Here is a 17,215-nt window from a genome sequence, read left to right as displayed (position 1 = left end):
TCGCAGCGCGTCAAGCTGTTTAATCTGCGATCTCCTACAGAGCACGCTCCAATGACTGACAAGCTCTCGCCCCGCTGGATTCGCGCCAACGGACTGGAATTCGCCTACCTCGAAGCCGGCGAAGGTCCGCTGGTGCTGTGCTTCCACGGGTTCCCCGACACCGCCTGGAGTTTCGAGCCGGTGGTGAAGTCGCTGGCGCAGGCCGGCTTCCGCGCCGCGGCGGTGTTCATGCGCGGCTACGCGCCCACCGCGCTGCCGGCGGACGGCGACTACCGCATCACTACGCTGGGCCGCGACGTGATCGCGCTGATCGATCACTTCGGGGTCGACAAGGCCCATGTCGTGGGCCACGACTGGGGCGCCGCCGCGGCCTATACCGCAGCCGCGCTGCGCCCGGACCGCATCCACCGCATCGCCACCGCCGCGGTGCCGCACCTGCGCCGCTTCCTGCTGCGCCCCGCGCTGCGCCAGCTCAAGCGCTCGCGCTACATGGGTTTCTTCCAGTTGCCGCTGATTCCCGAGCGGCGCATCCGCGCGCAGGACTTCGCCTGGCTGCGCGCGCTGATCCACGAGTGGTCGCCGGACTGGAACTTCACCGACGCCGAGTTCGAGCCGCTGCGCGCCCTGTTCAGCGAGCCGGAGCGTTTGCGCGCCGCGCTCGGGTACTACCGCGCCATGCCGCGCGGCCTGCTGATGGGCGAGAGCTGGCAGACCCTGATGAAGCCGATCGCGGTGCCCACGCGTGTCATCGTCGGCGAGAACGACGGTTGCATCGGCCGCGAGATGTTCCTGGGGCAGGACCACCTGTTCTCCGCCGGCTACGAGCGCATCGAGATGGCGGGCTGCGGGCATTTCATGCATTGCGAGCAGCCGCAGGCTTTTGCCGACCTGCTGATCGAATTCTTCAAGCGCGGCTGATCCGGCCCGGCAGTTGCGCGGAGGGCGGGCATGAAGCTGCACATCCTCTCCGACCTGCACCTGAGCGTCTGCCCGATGGAGCGTCCGCGGGCGGACGCCGACGTGGTGATCCTGGCCGGCGACATCTCGCGTCCCGAGGACGCGGCGCAGTGGGCCGGCGGCTTCGGCAAGCCGGTGATCTACGTGCCGGGCAACCACGAGTTCTACGGCGGCAGCATCGACGGCACGCTGGCGCAGCTGCGCGCCGCCTGTGCCCGCGCCGGCGTGACGCTGCTGGACCGCGAGGCCTGCGTGATCGGCGGCGTGCGCTTCCTGGGGGCGACGCTGTGGACCGACTTCCGCCTGTTCCCGGATGCCGAGCGTCATGATCAGGCCCTGCAGGGGGCCCTGCGCTTCATGCGCGATTTCGCGCGCATCCGCCTGCGCGAGGACGGGGAGGAGCTGCTGACCCCGGACTCCTCCGCCGGGCTGCATGCCGGCTACCTGGCCTGGCTGCGCGCACGCCTGGATGAGCTGCACGACGGTCCCACGGTGGTGATCACCCACCACGCGCCGTCGGCCCGGAGCATCGCCGCGCGTTTCGCCGGCTCGCCGATCAACGCCGGCTTCGTCACCGACCTGGAAGCCCTGATGGGGCGCCAGCGCGTGGCGCTATGGATCCATGGGCACACGCACGACAGCTTCGACTACGAGGTGAACGGCACGCGCGTGGTCTGCAATCCGCGCGGCTACGCCAAGGGCGAGGTCAATGAGAACCGCCGCTTCGACCCGCACAAGGTCGTGGAGGTCGCATGACGATGAACACCGCCGCCTGGAGCCGCATCGCGCGCCGCCATCCCTCGGCCTTCCTGCTGGCGGTGCAGCTGCTGAGCCTGATGGTGTACCCGCTGTTCGACGGCCTGCCCGGCGGGCGGCTGGTATTCGGTGCCTTCGGCGCGACGGCGCTGGTGCTGGCGGTCTGGGTGGTCAACCGCAGTCCGGCGGTGAACTGGGTGGCCTGGTCGCTGGCGATCCCGGCGCTGCTCTGCGCCGTATCCGCCGCCGTGTTCAGGAACCAGGCCCTGCTGGTGACGGCCTCGCTGCTGGAGGCCCTGCTGTACTTCTATGCCGCGGGCGCGCTGATCCTCTACATGATGAACGACAACCGCGTCACCGCGGACGAACTGTTCGCGGCGGGCGCCACCTTCACCCTGCTGGCCTGGGGCTTCGCCTACCTGTTCGTGGTCTGCCAGGTCTGGTATCCCGGCAGCTTCAGCGGCGCGGTGGAGCCCGAGCGCGCGCGGACCTGGCTGGAGCTGCTGTTCCTGAGCTTCACCAACCTGGCCGCCGTGGGCCTGGGCGACGTGCTGCCGCTGCGCTCCGAGGCGCGCGTGCTGGTGATGCTGGAGCAGTTCGCGGGCGTGGGCTATGTCGCCGTGGTGGTGTCGCGGCTGATCGGGCTGACGATCCTGCGGCAGGGCAGGGACTCCTAGGGCCTGGTAACGCTGCCGCAATCGCAGCGATCGCGGCAGCGATAACAGCCCCTGGCGGCCGTCGGGGAATCTCCCCCGCCTGCGGGCCGTCCCCGACCGGCGCGGCCGGCTGCCGTGCCAGTCCTCCCGCCGCCGCTGCCGCCGGTCACGAAAATCCCCCTTACCTTCTTCTGCGGGCTAGCCTCCACGAAAAAGTGCGAAGACTGGAAGGGATGCGGGCGGATGAGGCAGTGGCAGCGGTGGTGTGTGGCGGGTTCCCTGGGCTTGCTGGCGGCCTGCGGCGGCGGGGGCGGGGGAAGCGGATCGGAGCAGGCGGAAACATCCTCCGGCAATACACCGCCGGTCGCCCGGGCGGGTAGCGACCAGTCGGTCAACGAGCTGACGTCCGTCATCCTGGACGGCGCGGCCTCCTCGGATGCCGACGGCCGTATCGCCTCCCATGCCTGGCAGCAGACCTCGGGTCCCACGGTGGCGATGGCCAATGCCTCGGCGGCGTCCGCGAGTTTCACCGCTCCCGATGTCTCCAGCGCGCAGACGCTGGCATTCCGCCTCACCGTGACCGACGACAAGGGGGGCACGGCCAGCGACACGGTCAGCGTGACGGTCAATCCGGTTGCGCCCACCCCGACCATCGCGGCCAGCAACTGGAAGCTGGCGCAGACGCATGTGGTCCCAGCCGCCGGCAGGCAATGGACGCTCACCAGCGGCGGCAATGCCGAACTGCACATGGTCGGCGGCCGCGCCGCGCTGGCACTGGTGGATCTGTCGCCCGGCGGGCTTTCCGGTCTCAGGCTGCAAGGCGAGGCGGCGGGTACGTCGCTGGGCAGCGTGACGCTGGAGGGCAATGCCGCGCTGCCAGCGAACGAGGACAGCAGCCTGCGCTGGTCCTCCACCGCCTATGTCGCCATGCTGCCGTCGTCCTGGCTGCGCCCCGGGCTGCGCCTGCGGGTGACGGCCACCGCCGCCAACCCCAGTGCCTGGACCGAGGTGTCCGTCGGCGCCGATCCCGATTTCACCGTGCGCATCCTGCCGTTCTACGTGTTCGGGGCCGGCGAGTCCGACGTCAGCCTGGCGGCGGCGGGTTCGCCTTCGGCCGAGGCCATCGACGACATGTTCGCGGTCTGGCCGGTGGCGACGCTGCAGGTCGGAAATCATCCGGCCGGCAAGGTGGTGTGGCCCTCCCTGGTGGTGCCGCCGCGGGACGACAGCGGCGGCGTGCGCCGCGCGGCCTATGTGGCCACCAGCACCGATAGCTACAAGGACGGCTTTGCCGGCCTGTCCACGCTGCACGGCATCGTGAGCGGCCTGCGCGCGGCCAACGGCGAGGCCAACCAGGCGGTGCAGTACTACGCGCCGCTGCTGGCGCGCAATGCCGCAGGCCAGTTCAGGAGCGCCGGCGGCGGTATCGGCGGCGGCAATGTGGGAACCGGCGACACGGCCTATGCCGGCATCTACATCCACGAGCAGGGACATGCCTTCGGCCTGCCGCATGCGGGCGACAGCTACGACGGCGGCAGCTATCCCTACGAGTGGGGCAGCCTCAAGGGTTCGGCATGGGGCTACGACAGCGTGCGCCGGCTGTTCCGCAGCATCCTGGTCCCGGCCAGTTCCGGCAACTACGCCAGTTGCCGCAGCCACACCTTCGGCGGCCACCCCCGCGCCGTGGATGCCCAGGACCGCTGCATCAAGCAGGACCCGATGCAGTCCGGGGCCGGCGACCAGGCCCGCGGGCAGCGCTTCACGATCTTCTCCGACTACAGCACGGCGGTGATGCAGCGCTATTTCGAGGGCACGACCACGCTCGACGGCGCCGCGCGCAAGTATTCCGGGGGCAAGTGGCAGCGCGATGCCGGATTTCCCAGCGGCTACAAGCGCTGGGACGGCATCGACCGCAAGTGGGTGGATGCTCCCGACGCGGTCAATGTCGCCAGCGGCGGCATCTGGGGCTTCGAGGACGATGCCCCGCTGCAGGCCAACGTGCCGGTCTACGCCATCGTGGCGACGATGAGCTATGCCGGCACGGCCGGCGCCACGCAGATCTATCCGCCGATCCGCTACACCGGCAACCTCATCCGGCTGATCGATCCGACCGTGCAGGCGCAGCGCGACAGCATCCTGCCCAATACCGGCACCTACTATTGGTGGTGCCGGGCCTACGGCTGCGATTACACGCTGCGCGTGCGCTACGCCAACGGCACGGTGCGACACGTCGCGCTGCAGGGTGGCTTCCGCCCCTGGAACGGCGAGCAGCAGCCGGTGGTGGCCGAGGCCTCGGACCCCCTGAGCGGCAGCAGTTTCCGGCGCTGGACGGTGAACGTGCCGGACGATGGCGCCATCGCCAGCATCGAGCTGCTGGACACGCCACAGGTCTGGAAGGGCCTGCCGGCCCTGCCCAAGGTGCTTGCCAGCCGTTGACCCTGGAGCCCGGTCCGGGGCTATGCTGTGGTCATGACACGCCCGCTGCGCGCCGTCCTGCTGGTGCTGGTCCTGCTGCTGCAGGGCCTGGCCCAGGCCTGGGCGCTGCCGCCGCCCGCGGCGTCGGCCGTGGCGCAGGACGAATCCGCCATGCCCTGCCACGACGGCGCGGACATGCCGGACCGCATGCCCTGCTGCGACGACGAGCCGGACTGCCGCTGCAGCCCGGCCTGCCTCGGGGCTACCGGGGCGCTGGCGCCGGTTCTGCCGGCGGCCGGCGAGATGCCGTCGCCGCCCGTCGCCGCCGCCGCCGTGCCGCCGGTGCCCCTGCCGGCACATCCCTCGCCGCTGCTGAGACCTCCCGCTTCCTCCGCGAGCTGACGCCCCTCGCGTACCGCCCCGGCGGTGCGCGCCCGTTCGCTTTCTTGTGGAGGACCACATGTCCCTCATCCGTTGTTGCGGCGTACTGGCCTGCCTGCTGCCGGCCGCCGCTTTTGCCAAGCCCATTGCCTATCAGGGCGGTACCGCCGTCATGGGCGAGTACGGGGCCGGCACCATGCAGGAATTCCAGGTCTTCTACGCGCCCAGCTACCGCTGGTCCGCGGGAGCCGGCCATCTGCGGCTGGACGACGAGGACGAAACCTTCTCGCGCGACATCAGCTACGTCCGCGGCAACCTGCTGCTGCGGCGCTGGAACCTGCCCCGCGCGCAGGCCAACGTCTTCGCCTGGGGTGGGGTGGGGCGCGCCGCCGGCGACGGCTTCGAGGAGCCCCGCACCGCCTGGAATGCCGGCGGGCAGGCCGACTACGAGACGCTGCGGGTCTACAGCTCGCTGCGCACCGACTGGCAGTACGCCCGGCAGGCCTTCTCCCATCGCATCGATACCGTGCAGTTGGGATGGGCGCCCTATGCGCACGACTGGGATCGCCTGGCGACCTGGTTCGTGCTGCAGGGGCGCCACTACACCGGCGGGCTCTACGAGGGCGTGGAGGCGGCGGCGCTGCTGCGCCTGTTCCGCAACGGCAGCTGGGGTGCCGCCTGGGTCGAGGCTGGCGTCACCCAGGACGGCGCCCTGCAGACCATGTTCATGTTCAATTTCTAGGAGTTTGACGATGATCCGTTACCTTGCCGCCGCGCTCGTCGCGGCATTGCTGAGCTTCACCGCCCTGGCGCAGGACGCGCCGCGCACCATCGAGATGAAGGTGGATGGCTTGGTCTGCGCATTCTGCGCACAGGGCATCTCCAAGAAGCTCGGCAGGATGGAAGCGACCCAGGAGGTGCTGGTGAACCTGGAGAAGGGTGTCGTCGCCGTGGCGTTGAAGCCGGGCCAGGACCTGTCCGACGAAGCCCTGCGCGGAGTGTTGACCGAAGCCGGCTACAGCGTGCAGGGCATCCAGCGCAGCGCCGAGACGCTGGACACGCTGCGCGCCCGCCTGAAGGCGGCGCCATGAGCGGCGCCGCGGGAGAACTGCGCGGCAGCCTCTGGAGCGCCCTGCTGTCGGTCTTCACCAGCAGCTCCACCCTGGTCTGCTGCGCGCTGCCGGCGCTGCTGGTGGCTCTGGGGGCGGGCGCCACGCTGGCGGGGCTGGTCAGCGCCTTTCCGCAGCTGGTATGGATGTCGGCCCACAAGGGGCTGGTGTTCGGGCTGGCCGGCGGCATGCTCGGGGTGGCTGGGCTGCTGCAGTACCGCGCCCGCTTCGCGCCCTGCCCGGCGGATCCGCGCCTGGCGGCGGCCTGCCAGCGCACGCGCCGCGTCGGCCTCGGCGTCTACCTGCTGTCGCTGGCGATCTACGCGGTCGGCGCGGTCTTCGCCTTCCTGCTGCCGGCCCTGGCCTAGGCCTGTCACCCGTTCCCCGATCGCAGCGATCGGGGAACGGGGCATGGCCCCTGGGCTCGCCCGTGGTGGCGTTTCACCCATACAGAGGGGTCTGCGCTGCCGCCGGCGTGCTAGCGTTCCCGCATCGCAAGGGGGGACGGCAGATGGACATGCAGGGCAAGACCGTGATGATCACCGGCGCCGCGGGCAGCCTCGGCCGCGCCGTGGCCGAGGCCTTCCACTCGGCCGGCGCGACGCTGGCCCTGGTGGATCTGCAGCTGGAGGGCCTGCAAAGGGCGTATCCGGGCAGCGATCCGCGGCGCCGGCTGCTGCCGGCCAACCTGACCGATTCCGCTTCCGCTGCGCAGGCGGTGCGGCAGGCCGGCCGCATCGACGCGCTCTGCAACATCGCCGGGGGCTTCGCCATGGGTACGCCGGTGCATGCGACGCCGGCCGCCGACTGGCAGAAGATGTGGGAGATCAACGCCGTCACGATGCTCAACATGGTGCAGGCGGTGGTGCCCGGCATGATCGCGCAGGGCCGCGGCAGCATCGTCAATGTCGGAGCCGGGGCGGGGCAGAAGGGCGCCGCGCTGATGGGCGCCTACAGCGTCTCCAAGAGCGCCGTGATCCGCATGACCGAGGCCATGTCGGCGGAACTGCGCGAGCAGGGCGTCAACGTCAACTGCGTGCTGCCCAGCATCATCGACACGCCGCCCAACCGCGCCGCGATGCCGGACGCCGATCCCTCGAAGTGGGTGGCGCCGAAGGACCTCGCCAGCGTGATCCTGTTCCTCTGTTCCGAGGAGGCGCGGGCGTTGCATGGCGTGGCGCTGCCGGTGGTGGGGCTGAGCTGATGGACGCATCCCTGGAAACGCAGCTGCGCGAGCTGCTCGACAAGCAGGCGATCCACGACCTGGTCAACGCCTACTGCAACGCGGCGGACCGGCACGACCACGCCAAGATGCGTGCGCTGTACCACGAGGACGCGATCGACGACCACGGCCATTTCGCGCGCGGCCCGGCCATGGAGTTCATCGACAAGCTTCCGGAGATCCAGAAGCCGATGGCGATCCTGCACCACAACGTGACCACCGTGAACCTGAAGCTGGACGGCGACCGCGCGGAAGGCGAGGTCTACATCCTGGCCTTCCACCAGGTGAAGCACGAGGGCGAGCTGTTCGACGTGCTGATCGGCGGTCGCTATTTCGACAAGTACGAGAAGCGCGCGGGCCTGTGGAAGTTCAGCCACCGCGCCATCGTCGCCGACTGGTGCTATCCGGCGCACCCGACGCAGGTGCGCCTGGATCATCCCTTCCTGCACGGCGCCTACATCGGCGAACCGGGGCCTGCGGACCCCTCCTACGCGTTTTTCTCGCTGCTGAAGCGCGGGGAACGCTAGCGGGGGCTCGCCTGCCGCCGGGTGAGGGACGCGAGGGCGGTTACACGGGCCTGTTCTCGGTGCCCGCACCCGGCGTGATGAACAGCATTTTCGTCGGCACGCGTGTCTTCGCCGTGTGCCAGGTGTCACGCGGCACCAGCACGTAGCTGCCGGGTTCGGTGAGCTCGACCGACTGGATGCCGCCGGGCGTTTCCAGCAGCAGTCTGGCCGAGCCGGACAGCAGGATCACCGCTTCCTCGCCGGCCGGGTGGCGCTCCCAGGTGGGCCAGTCCGCGTCGAAGCCGAAGCAGGTCATCAAGCGGCCCTGGTCCAGTTGCGGCATCTGGCCGGCCATGACCTTCGGCCAGAAATCCTCCGTCACCGGGATGACCGATGCCCTGGCGCCGTCTTCGAGATGGAGATATTCGCTTTCGAAGCCGTAGGGCCCGGCGCCGCTCATTGCGCACCCTGGAGCATCGCGCTCCAGCGCCGCTGCATCTGCTCGGGGCTGATCTCCTCGCGGCGCGAGGCCAGCTGCCACTGGTGGCCGAAGGGATCCTGCAGCATGCCGCAGCGGTCGCCGTAGAACTCGTCCTGTACCGGCCGCAGCAGGGTGGCGCCGGCATCCACGTCGGCCACGTAGAGGTGCAGCCGCACGGGCGTGCCGCCGACGGTGCGGGGGCCCAGTGCGCCATGCTCCGGGTACTCGTCGGCCAGCATCAGGCCGCCGCCCCCCAGCCTGAGTTCCGCATGGCCGACCTTGCCGGAGGGCTCGGTGAGTCGGAACTCCTCCACCGCGCCGAACACGGCGACGTACCAGTCGATGGCACGCGCGGCGTCGCGCAGGATCAGGTGGGGTGTCAGGGCATGCCCGGGATCCGGGAGAGGATTCGCGGTTTTCATCAGGGGGCTCCGGTTCTACACTCGGAACAATGAGCCTGCACATTGTTCCCCATATGGATGATGCTGTCGCGCCGGAGTTCCGGGCCGCCGGCCAGGGATGCGCATGAGACTTGTCGGTGTCGAGCAACTGCAGGGGCTCGCGGCACTGCCTCCGGAGGCCTCGGGCTACTCGCCGCTGTCGGAGGCGCCCTGCCTGCTGCTGGGGCTGGGCGCCGCGGCCGAACGCGGCCTGGGCGGCTGGCTTCGGCGGCTCCCCTGCCCGGTGATCGGCATCGGCCGCCCGGACGCTCCGCTGGCGGCGGATTGCGATGTGCTCGTCGATAGCGAGCGCGAGGCCGCCGCCCTGCTGGCCGGCGTGAGCCGCAGCCCCGTCGCCGCCTCGGTGTTCGTGCAACTGCTGCGCGCCACCGAAGCGCTGCCGGTCCCGGATGCGCTGGCGATGGAATCGCTGGCCTACGCCACGCTGCAGGGCGGGGCGGAGTTCCGTCGCTGGCTGGAGGGGCGGCCGCTGCCGCCGCCGCCGCCGCGCGAGGGAGGCCCCGCGGTCTTGCTGGAACGGGCGGGCGAGGCCCTGCGCCTGACGCTGAACCGCCCGCTGCGGCGCAACAGCATGTCGGTGGAAATGCGCGATGCTCTGGTCGAGGCGCTGCAACTGGTGCTGGCCGACGACACGATCCGCCGTGTCCGCCTCGAGGGTGCTGGCAAGTGCTTCAGCACCGGCGGCGAACTCGACGAGTTCGGCACGGCGCCGGACCCGGCCACGGCGCACGCCGTGCGCAGCCTCACCGTGCCGGGCCGCCTGCTGGCCGCCTGCGCGGAGCGTGCCGAGGCCCGGCTCCACGGCGCCTGCATCGGGTCCGGCATCGAGTTCCCGGCGTTCGCGAGCCGTGTGGTAGCGGCTCCCGACGCCTGGTTCCAGCTGCCGGAACTGCAATTCGGGCTGATTCCCGGCGCGGGCGGCTGCGTCAGCATCCCCCGTCGCATCGGCCGCCAGCGCACCGCCTGGATGGTGCTGGGCGGCCGGCGGATCGACGCGGCCACCGCCCGCGGTTGGGGGCTGGTGGACGCGGTCGAAGCCTAGGGCCTAGGCCCTACCGGGCGTTGGCTTCGGCCACGGCCTCATTGATGCGGGCCTGGATGCGCGCCATGTCGGCATTGCCGGTGTTCATGTAGTCGGTGATGCATTTCGAGTAGACCTGCGCCTTCTGGTTGTAGATGCGGACCTCGCCGTTGTAGGCCATGGCCTCCGAGTTGCCGCCGACGCCGGACGGCATCTGCGGCAGTTCCGGCTTGCTGCAGGTATGTGCCGGGTAGCCGCCGGCGGGCAGGAGCGTCGGCTCCTGGGCCAGGGCGCTGCAGCAGAACAGGAGCGCCGAAAGGGCGGCGGGAGCCATCTTCTTGCATGTCATGCGGGGTCTCGGGTGGAGGGCCTTGCTGGGTCGTAACGATCTGCGATCATCGTCACGGCCGCAACCTGCCGGGATCGTCAGGTTCGCCGCTCCAGGAGTCAGGACATGATCGTTCCCAGTTACTGGGCCGAGGCCCGCCAGCAGCAGCGCAGCGGCAATCGGGAGGTGACGCTGCGCCGCTACGGCTGGTCGGACAGCAGCCAGGAGGCGGCGCAGGCCCATGCCGAAGAGCGGCTGCGGCAGGCCTGCGCGCGCATCGCGGCCGGCGAGAGCCTGCCGCGGCGCGAGCCCAAGGTGTCCTACAACGGCGCCGATGGCCTGCCGATCCGCGAGGAGGTTCTCTCCCGGCACGGCGACACCGTGGTGACCCGCAATCTCTACGGTGCCCGCTGCCTCAATACGCCGGACGTGCTGTTCGCCGACATCGACTTCGACACCGGGCCGGGCCTGCGGACGATCGGCGCGGTGACCGGCGTCCTGCTGCTGCTGGCGTTGCTCCTGGGATGGGCCACCGGTTCGGCAGGCTATGGCCTGCTGGCGGCCTTGCTGGCCTTGCTGGGAGGCTACGCGCTGGCGCGGCAGCTTCACCGGCTGCGCGACCGTCTCGGCGGGGGACCCGAGCCGCGCGCCCGCCGGCGGATCGATGCCTTCCTGCAGCGTCATCCGGACTGGCACCTGCGCCTCTACCGCACCCCGGCGGGGCTGCGCCTGCTGGCCATGCATCGTGCCTTCGACGCGCGCGAGCCGGCCGTGGCCGAGTGCTTCGCGGCCCTGGGCGTCGATGCGCTCTATGCCCGCATGTGCGTCAACCAGCGCTGTTTCCGGGCCCGTGTCAGCCCCAAGCCCTGGCGCGTGGGGATCGCGGCACACCTGCGCCCGCGGCCCGGTGTCTGGCCGGTGAACCCGGAGCGCCTGCCCGAGCGGGAGCGCTGGGTGCAGCAGTACGAGCAACGTGCACAGGGCTATGCCGCCTGTCGCTTCGTCGAGGCCCTGGGGCAAACCCGTGTCAGCTGCATGCAGGCCCTGGCGGTGCAGCGGCTGCATGACGAATGGTGCCGGGCGCAGCGCGAATTGCCATTGGCCTAGGCCCCACATGAAATTCCTGTTCTTCCTGCTCGTCGTCGGCCTGGTCTTCCTCTGGCTGCGGTCGCTGCTGTCACGAGGAGGGGCGCGCGCCGCCGCGCCGGCGAACGCGGACCGCGGCTACGCCAGCGGTCCCGCCGACAGCTACGCCAACCCCCACGAGCCGCGCGACTACGACGGCGGTTGCCGTTCCCCGGCCGATCCCGAAGCGCCGGGGGAGGCCGGAGGCGGTGGCGGCGACACGGACAGCAGTGGCGACAGTGGTGGCGGCGACGGCGGCGGGAGCGACTGAGCGCATGAACTTCCTGGCCCATCTCTGGCTGGCCGAGCGCAGCGGCACCTCGTTGCCGGGGGCCATCCTCGGCGACATCGTCCATGGCCGCGATCTCTCGGCCTATCCGGAGGATGTCGCCGCCGGGATCCGACTGCACCGGCGCATCGACGTGCTGACCGACAGCCATCCGGGGATCGTGGCCCTGCGCAGCGACTATCCGCAGGGTGCTCGGCGCTATGCCGGCATCCTGCTGGACCTGGTCTGCGACCACGCGCTGGCGCTGGACTGGGAGCGGTACGCCGAGGAGCCGCTGCCGGACTTCTGCCGCCGCAGCGCGCAGGCCGTGGCGGATGCCGGCGAATGGTTCCTGCGGGCCGGCGGGCAGGCGCCGCGGGCAGAGAGCTTCGCGCAACTCCTGCTGTCCTACGGTGAGCCGCAGGGCATCGACCGGGCGATCCGCCGCACCGCCCAGCGCCTGCGCCGGCCCGAGCCCCTGATCGAGGCCGCCGTGGGCTGGCGCGGACGGCTGCCGCTGCTGCGCGAAACGCTGCCGTCGCTGCTGCAGGACCTGCGCGCGGCCCAGGCATAGTCCGTTGCGGGGGAGGCGGCGACCCACGTCCCTGCTATCGTCGCTGCCGTATCCAGGGAGATCACCCGTGAAGCTGTTCGAATCCTTCCGCCTGCGCGAAGTGGAGCTGCGCAATCGCATTGCCGTGTCGCCGATGTGCCAGTACTCCGCCGAGGACGGTGCTCCGACCCACTGGCACCTGGTGCACCTGGGCAGCCGCGCCATCGGCGGTGCCGGACTGGTGATTGCCGAGGCCTCCGCGGTCCTGCCGGAGGGACGCATCTCGCCGGTGGATGCCGGCATCTGGAGCGACGCCCACGTCGAGGCCTGGGCCCCGATCACGCGTTTCATCGGCGAGGCCGGCGCCGTGCCGGCGATCCAGCTGGCCCACGCCGGGCGCAAGGCCAGCACCGACAAGCCCTGGCTTGGCGGCCGGCCGCTGTCGCCGGAGCAGGGCGGCTGGGCGCCGGTGGTGGGGCCCAGCGCCCTGGCCTTCGACGAGCAGTCGCCGACGCCGCAGGCGCTGGACGAGGCGGGTATCCGGGCGGTGATCGAAGGGTTCCGCGCGGCGGCGGTGCGCGCCCTGGCCGCCGGTTTCCGCGTCGTCGAGATCCACGGCGCGCACGGCTACCTGCTGCACGAGTTCCTGTCGCCGCTGAGCAACCACCGCGCCGATGCCTGGGGCGGCGGCTTCGACGGGCGCACGCGGCTGCTGCGCGAGGTGGTGGCGGCGGTCCGCGAGGTCTGGCCCGAGCGCCTGCCTCTGCTGCTGCGCATTTCCGCGACCGACTGGGCCGAGTCCGGCGGCTGGGATATCGAGCAGAGCGTGGAGCTGGCGCGGCGGGTGGGGCCGCTGGGCGTGGACCTGATCGACGTCTCCTCGGGCGGCACGCTGCCGACGGCGGTGCGCATCCCGGTGGGGCCCGGCTTCCAGGTGCCCTTCGCGGCGCGCATCCGGCGCGAGGCGGGCATCGCCACCGCCGCGGTCGGCGGCATCGTCGATCCGGCGCAGGCCCAGCAGATCGTCCACAACGGCGACGCCGACCTGGTGCTGCTGGCGCGGCAGATGCTGCGCGATCCCTACTGGCCCTACCATGCCGCCAAGGCACTGAAGGCCGAGATCGAGGCGCCGAAGCAGTACGGCCGCGCCTGGTAGCGCCGGGGGGCGAAAGACCCCTAGGGCCTGTTAACCCTACGGCCGTCGCTGCGACGGAGACCGTTTTGGCGCAGGGCTCAGTCCCGGCCCGCGCCGTGTACTGGACGTACATCAGCGGGGCGGGACAACGCCCTGCGCCAAAACGGTCCCGCCCTCCGGGTGCCACCAGATTTGCCGCCATGCGGGCCATCGGGCTTACTGCGGAGCGACATTGAGTCGCTCCGCAGCCTGGGCCAATGGCCTCGTCGGTTATTGGGGCCCACCCAACGCCCTCCTCGCGTCGTGCCTGGCGGCAAATCTGGTGGCATCGCAGCGACGGCCGTAGGGTTAACAGGCCCTAGGCCGCCAGCGCCTGGTGGCGCAGCAGCTCGGCGAAGCGTTCCGCCGGCATCGGCCGCGCCAGGTAGAAGCCCTGCAGTTCGTCGCAGCCGTTGGCGCCGAGGAAGGCCTGCTGCTCGGCGGTCTCCACGCCCTCGGCCAGTACCCGCAGGTCGAGGTTGTGGCCCAGCGAGATGATCGCCTTGACGATGGCGGCGGAGTCGGGATCGGTGGTGACTTCGCGCAGGAAGGAGCGGTCGATCTTCAGCGACTGCACCGGGAAGCGCTTGAGCTGGCTCAGGCTGGAGTAGCCGGTGCCGAAGTCGTCCATCGACAGGCGCACGCCCAGCGCGCGCAGGCGCTGCATCACCGCGGCGGCCTGTTCCGCATCGGGCAGCACCATGCTTTCGGTGACTTCCAGCTCCAGCAGTTCCGCCGGCAGGCCGGTCTCGGCCAGCACGCCGGCGACGCCGGCCGCGATGTCTCCGTGCACGATCTGGCGCCGTGAGAGGTTGACCGACACCGGGATCGGGCCGATGCCGGCGTCGAGCCAGGCACGGTTGTGCAGGCAGGCGGTGCGCATCACCCAATGGCCGATCGACAGGATCAGCCCGGTCTCCTCGGCCAGCGGGATGAAGGTCTCCGGCATCACCATGCCCTGCGGAGACTCCCAGCGCAGCAGCGCCTCGGCGCCGGTGATGCGTCCGCTGCGCAGGTCGAACTTGGGCTGGTAGTGCAGGCGGAACTCGCCGCGCTCGACGGCCTGGCCCAGGCGCGTCAGCAGTTCCAGGCGGCCGGCGATGCCGGCCTGCAGCTCGGCGGTGTAGTACTGCACGTTGTTGCGCCCGGCTTCCTTGGCCCGGTACATCGCCATGTCGGCGTTGCGCAGCAGGGCCGCCGCGTCCTCGCCGTCGCCCGGGAAGAGGCTGATGCCGATGCTGCAGGTCACGCGCAGTTCGCGGCCGCCGATCACGCAGGGCTGCGACAGCGCATCCAGCATCAGTCCGGCAAGATAGGCGATGGCGCCGCGGTGGGTGCGCGTCATCAGCACCACGAACTCGTCGCCGCTCTGGCGTGCCACCACGGCCCCGTCGCGCAGGCAGGCGCGCAGGCGCTGCGCCATGGTGCGCAGCAGCGCGTCGCCGGTGTGGTGGCCCAGGCTGTCGTTGATCAGCTTGAACTGGTCCAGGTCGATGAAGGCCACCGCCACCTGTCCGCCCTGTTCCCGCGCCGCGTCCAGCGCCTGCTGCAGGCGCTCCTGCAGGAGCAGCCGGTTGGGCAGGCCGGTGAGGGCGTCGTGGGTCGCCTGGTAGCGCATCGCGGCATCGTGCAGCTTGCGCTCGGTGATGGCCTCCACCGTCCCCTCGTACATCAGCAGCCGCCCTTCGGGGCCGCGGACCTCGCGGGCGTTCTCCGAGATCCACATGACGCTGCCGTCGCGCCGGTAGACCTGGGATTCGAAATTGGTTACCGAGCCGTCGCGGGCCAGCGCCGCCATGAACTGGGCGCGCCGGCCCGGCTGCACGTAGAGCTGGCGGTCGATGTCGCGCAGCAGGCCGATCAGCTGTTCCGGCGAGTCGTAGCCGTACATGCGGGCCAGCGCCGGGTTGACGGTGACGTAGCCGGCGTCCGGGGTGGACTGGAAGATGCCCTCGATGGCGTTCTCGAAGATGCTGCGGTAGCGCCGCTCGGCCTCCGCCAGGGACTCCTCGGAGCGCTTGCGCTCGGTGATGTCCTGGATGATGCCTTCCAGCGACTCCACCCGGCCCTGCTCGTCGAAGTTGCCGGCCCCGCGCTCCCAGACCCAGCGGCTGCCGCCGTCGGCATGGGCGATGCGGTACTCCACCTCGTAGCGCCGGCGTTCGCGCAGCGCGGCATCCACCAGCGCCCGCACGCGGCTGCGGTCCTCGGGGTGCATCAGCTGCTCGAAGGACAGCCGCCGGTTCAGCACCAGGTCCTGCGGCTGGTAGCCGGTCAGGGCCAGGCAGCCCTCGCTGACGAACTCCATGGTCCAGTGCTCGTCGTGGCGGCAGCGGTAGATCATGCCGTCGACATTCGACAGCAGGGTGGTGAGCAGCCTCTCCCGCTGCTTGACCCCGTCCAGTCCCGGCATCCGGCCCTCATTGGCCTTGCTGCGCTTTTGCGACTCAGGCATGAGCCAGGGACAGCAAAAGACGGGCCAAGCCCTGCCATTGCCCCGTGGCCTCACCCGATTGGGCGAAGCGCCCCCGGCCCCCGGCCCCCTAATCTGGCTGGTAAGTCAGACTCACCAGAACTACGGAAACCCCATGGCAGACAGCACTTCTTCCGACCGTCCCTCCGTCCTGCAGGCCTTTTCGGGCCTGTCCCACGACGAGATGGAAATCCTGGCCCAGGCCGACCGCTTCGGCCAGAACGAGCTGTACCCCCTGGCCCAGCGCATGGACGACGAGGAATGGTGGCCGGCCGACATCTTCCCCAAGATCGGCCAGACCGGGTACTTCGGCATCACCGCCCCGGAGCAGTACGGCGGCTCGGGCATGGACGTGTTCACCTCCGGCCTGATCCTGCAGGGCTTCTCGCGCTGGAACCACGCCCTGGCCCTGGCCTGGGTGGCGCACGAGAACCTGTGCATGAACAACATCCTGGCCAACGGCAGCGAGGCGCAGAAGCAGAAGTACCTGCCGGGCCTGAACAGCGGCAAGCTGATCGGCGCCCTGGGCCTGACCGAGCCGGGCGCCGGTTCCGACGCCATCGGCTCCATGCGCACCACCGCGCGCCGCGAGGGCGACTTCTATGTCCTCAACGGCCGCAAGATCTACATCACCAACGGCCCGGTGGCCGACGTGCTGCTGGTGTACGCCAAGACCGACAAGGAAAGGGGCAACCAGGGTGTCTCGGCCTTCATCGTCGAGAAGGACTACCCGGGCTTCAAGGTCGCGCAGAAGCTGATCAAGATGGGTTTCCGCGGCTCGCAGACCGCCGAGCTGGTGTTCGACGAGTGCAAGGTGCCGGCCGCCAACCTGGTGGGCGAGGAGAACAAGGGCGTGCGCGTGGTCATGTCCGGCCTGGACCTGGAGCGCGCGATGATCTCGCCGATCAACCTCGGCATCGCCGAGCGCGCCCTGGCGCTGTCGCTGGACTACGCCAGGCAGCGCAAGCAGTTCGGCCAGTCCATCTCCAACTTCCAGATGGTGCAGTCGATGCTGGCCGAGATGTACACCTGGGTCGAGTCGATGCGCCTGTATACCTACCAGGTGCTGCGCGCCGCCAACACGGTGAACGAGGGCGAGGGCGGCCGCGGCGACATCCACAAGCTGACGGCGGCCGGCGTGATGTACACCGCCGAAACCCTCAACAAGGTGCTGAACCACGCCGTGCAGATCCACGGCGGCAGCGGCTACATCTGGGAATCCGAGATCAACCGCCTGTACCGTTCGATCAAGCTGCTGGAGATCGGCGCCGGCACGACCGAGGTGCGCAAGATGATCATCGCCCAGGAACTGCTCAAGAGCTGATCCCC

The 17,215-nt window shown here is 70.4% G+C and carries 20 protein-coding genes; 16 read left to right on the top strand and 4 right to left on the bottom strand.

The features are described 5' to 3' along the window. Positions 1-51: 51 nt before the first annotated feature. The 10 genes from C3942_RS02245 (at position 52) to C3942_RS02200 (ending at position 8,023) form a co-directional block, all read left to right on the top strand. On the top strand, positions 52-918 hold the full coding sequence (locus tag C3942_RS02245; protein ID WP_104228701.1) for an alpha/beta fold hydrolase: 867 nt from the start codon (positions 52-54) through the stop codon (positions 916-918). Positions 919-948: 30 nt separating this feature from the next. Further along, positions 949-1,713, top strand: a complete 765-nt coding sequence (locus C3942_RS02240) for a metallophosphoesterase (protein WP_104228700.1) — start codon at positions 949-951, stop codon at positions 1,711-1,713. Then, the gene (locus tag C3942_RS02235) at positions 1,710-2,390 is read left to right on the top strand and encodes an ion channel (RefSeq protein WP_207765941.1); all 681 of its coding nucleotides are present in this window, start codon (positions 1,710-1,712) and stop codon (positions 2,388-2,390) included. The genes C3942_RS02240 and C3942_RS02235 overlap by 4 nt, the downstream gene beginning before the upstream one ends. Before the next feature lie 246 nt (positions 2,391-2,636). Continuing rightward, on the top strand, positions 2,637-4,805 hold the full coding sequence (locus tag C3942_RS02230; RefSeq protein WP_104228698.1) for a M66 family metalloprotease: 2,169 nt from the start codon (positions 2,637-2,639) through the stop codon (positions 4,803-4,805). Between the two features lie 33 nt (positions 4,806-4,838). Next, a complete protein-coding gene (locus C3942_RS02225; protein ID WP_104228697.1) occupies positions 4,839-5,186 on the top strand; it encodes a hypothetical protein in 348 nt (115 codons plus the stop codon). A gap of 58 nt (positions 5,187-5,244) precedes the next feature. After that, on the top strand, positions 5,245-5,907 hold the full coding sequence (locus C3942_RS02220) for a hypothetical protein (RefSeq protein ID WP_104228696.1): 663 nt from the start codon (positions 5,245-5,247) through the stop codon (positions 5,905-5,907). A gap of 10 nt (positions 5,908-5,917) precedes the next feature. Further along, positions 5,918-6,256: a heavy-metal-associated domain-containing protein gene (locus C3942_RS02215; RefSeq protein ID WP_104228695.1), complete on the top strand. Its 339-nt coding sequence runs from the start codon at positions 5,918-5,920 to the stop codon at positions 6,254-6,256. Beyond that, the gene (locus tag C3942_RS02210; RefSeq protein ID WP_104228694.1) at positions 6,253-6,642 is read left to right on the top strand and encodes a hypothetical protein; all 390 of its coding nucleotides are present in this window, start codon (positions 6,253-6,255) and stop codon (positions 6,640-6,642) included. The genes C3942_RS02215 and C3942_RS02210 overlap by 4 nt, the downstream gene beginning before the upstream one ends. A gap of 143 nt (positions 6,643-6,785) precedes the next feature. Beyond that, positions 6,786-7,478: an SDR family NAD(P)-dependent oxidoreductase gene (locus tag C3942_RS02205; protein ID WP_104228693.1), complete on the top strand. Its 693-nt coding sequence runs from the start codon at positions 6,786-6,788 to the stop codon at positions 7,476-7,478. Then, positions 7,478-8,023, top strand: coding sequence for a nuclear transport factor 2 family protein (locus tag C3942_RS02200; protein WP_104228692.1), 546 nt, complete (start codon positions 7,478-7,480; stop codon positions 8,021-8,023). The genes C3942_RS02205 and C3942_RS02200 overlap by 1 nt, the downstream gene beginning before the upstream one ends. 40 nt (positions 8,024-8,063) lie before the next feature. Here C3942_RS02200 and C3942_RS02195 read toward each other — a convergent pair whose 3' ends face one another. Beyond that, positions 8,064-8,462: a cupin domain-containing protein gene (locus C3942_RS02195; RefSeq protein ID WP_104228691.1), complete on the bottom strand. Its 399-nt coding sequence runs from the start codon at positions 8,460-8,462 to the stop codon at positions 8,064-8,066. Continuing rightward, complete coding sequence (locus tag C3942_RS02190) at positions 8,459-8,905, bottom strand: VOC family protein (RefSeq protein ID WP_104228690.1); 447 nt, start codon at positions 8,903-8,905, stop codon at positions 8,459-8,461. Before C3942_RS02190 ends, C3942_RS02195 begins: the two co-directional genes overlap by 4 nt. A 103-nt stretch (positions 8,906-9,008) precedes the next feature. On the opposite strand from C3942_RS02190, the gene C3942_RS02185 reads away from it, so the two are divergent. Next, positions 9,009-9,986, top strand: coding sequence for an enoyl-CoA hydratase/isomerase family protein (locus C3942_RS02185; RefSeq protein WP_104228997.1), 978 nt, complete (start codon positions 9,009-9,011; stop codon positions 9,984-9,986). 10 nt (positions 9,987-9,996) lie between these two features. Here C3942_RS02185 and C3942_RS02180 read toward each other — a convergent pair whose 3' ends face one another. After that, entirely contained in the window at positions 9,997-10,314 is a 318-nt protein-coding gene (locus C3942_RS02180) for a hypothetical protein (RefSeq protein WP_104228689.1), read from the bottom strand. 105 nt (positions 10,315-10,419) lie between these two features. Here C3942_RS02180 and C3942_RS02175 point away from each other — a divergent pair, with 105 nt between their 5' ends. The 4 genes from C3942_RS02175 to C3942_RS02160 all read left to right on the top strand — a co-directional run bounded on the left by C3942_RS02175 (position 10,420) and on the right by C3942_RS02160 (position 13,395). After that, on the top strand, positions 10,420-11,400 hold the full coding sequence (locus C3942_RS02175) for a hypothetical protein (RefSeq protein WP_104228688.1): 981 nt from the start codon (positions 10,420-10,422) through the stop codon (positions 11,398-11,400). A 7-nt stretch (positions 11,401-11,407) separates the two neighbouring features. Then, a complete protein-coding gene (locus C3942_RS02170) occupies positions 11,408-11,689 on the top strand; it encodes a hypothetical protein (protein ID WP_104228687.1) in 282 nt (93 codons plus the stop codon). 4 nt (positions 11,690-11,693) lie between these two features. Next, on the top strand, positions 11,694-12,260 hold the full coding sequence (locus tag C3942_RS02165; protein WP_104228686.1) for an acyl carrier protein phosphodiesterase: 567 nt from the start codon (positions 11,694-11,696) through the stop codon (positions 12,258-12,260). Between the two features lie 67 nt (positions 12,261-12,327). Continuing rightward, on the top strand, positions 12,328-13,395 hold the full coding sequence (locus C3942_RS02160; RefSeq protein WP_104228685.1) for an NADH:flavin oxidoreductase/NADH oxidase: 1,068 nt from the start codon (positions 12,328-12,330) through the stop codon (positions 13,393-13,395). A 337-nt stretch (positions 13,396-13,732) separates the two neighbouring features. Here the strand turns inward: C3942_RS02160 and C3942_RS02155 are convergent, their stop codons facing one another. Continuing rightward, the gene (locus C3942_RS02155; protein ID WP_207765939.1) at positions 13,733-15,826 is read right to left on the bottom strand and encodes a putative bifunctional diguanylate cyclase/phosphodiesterase; all 2,094 of its coding nucleotides are present in this window, start codon (positions 15,824-15,826) and stop codon (positions 13,733-13,735) included. A gap of 175 nt (positions 15,827-16,001) precedes the next feature. On the opposite strand from C3942_RS02155, the gene C3942_RS02150 reads away from it, so the two are divergent. Beyond that, a complete protein-coding gene (locus C3942_RS02150) occupies positions 16,002-17,210 on the top strand; it encodes an acyl-CoA dehydrogenase family protein (protein ID WP_104228683.1) in 1,209 nt (402 codons plus the stop codon). The last annotated feature ends 5 nt before the right edge of the window (positions 17,211-17,215 follow it).

The organism is Solimonas fluminis, from assembly GCF_002930645.1.
GTDB classification, from domain to species: domain Bacteria; phylum Pseudomonadota; class Gammaproteobacteria; order Nevskiales; family Nevskiaceae; genus Solimonas_A; species Solimonas_A fluminis.
Note: the sequence above shows the minus strand (reverse complement) of the source record. Positions and strands in the feature narration are given on the sequence as shown.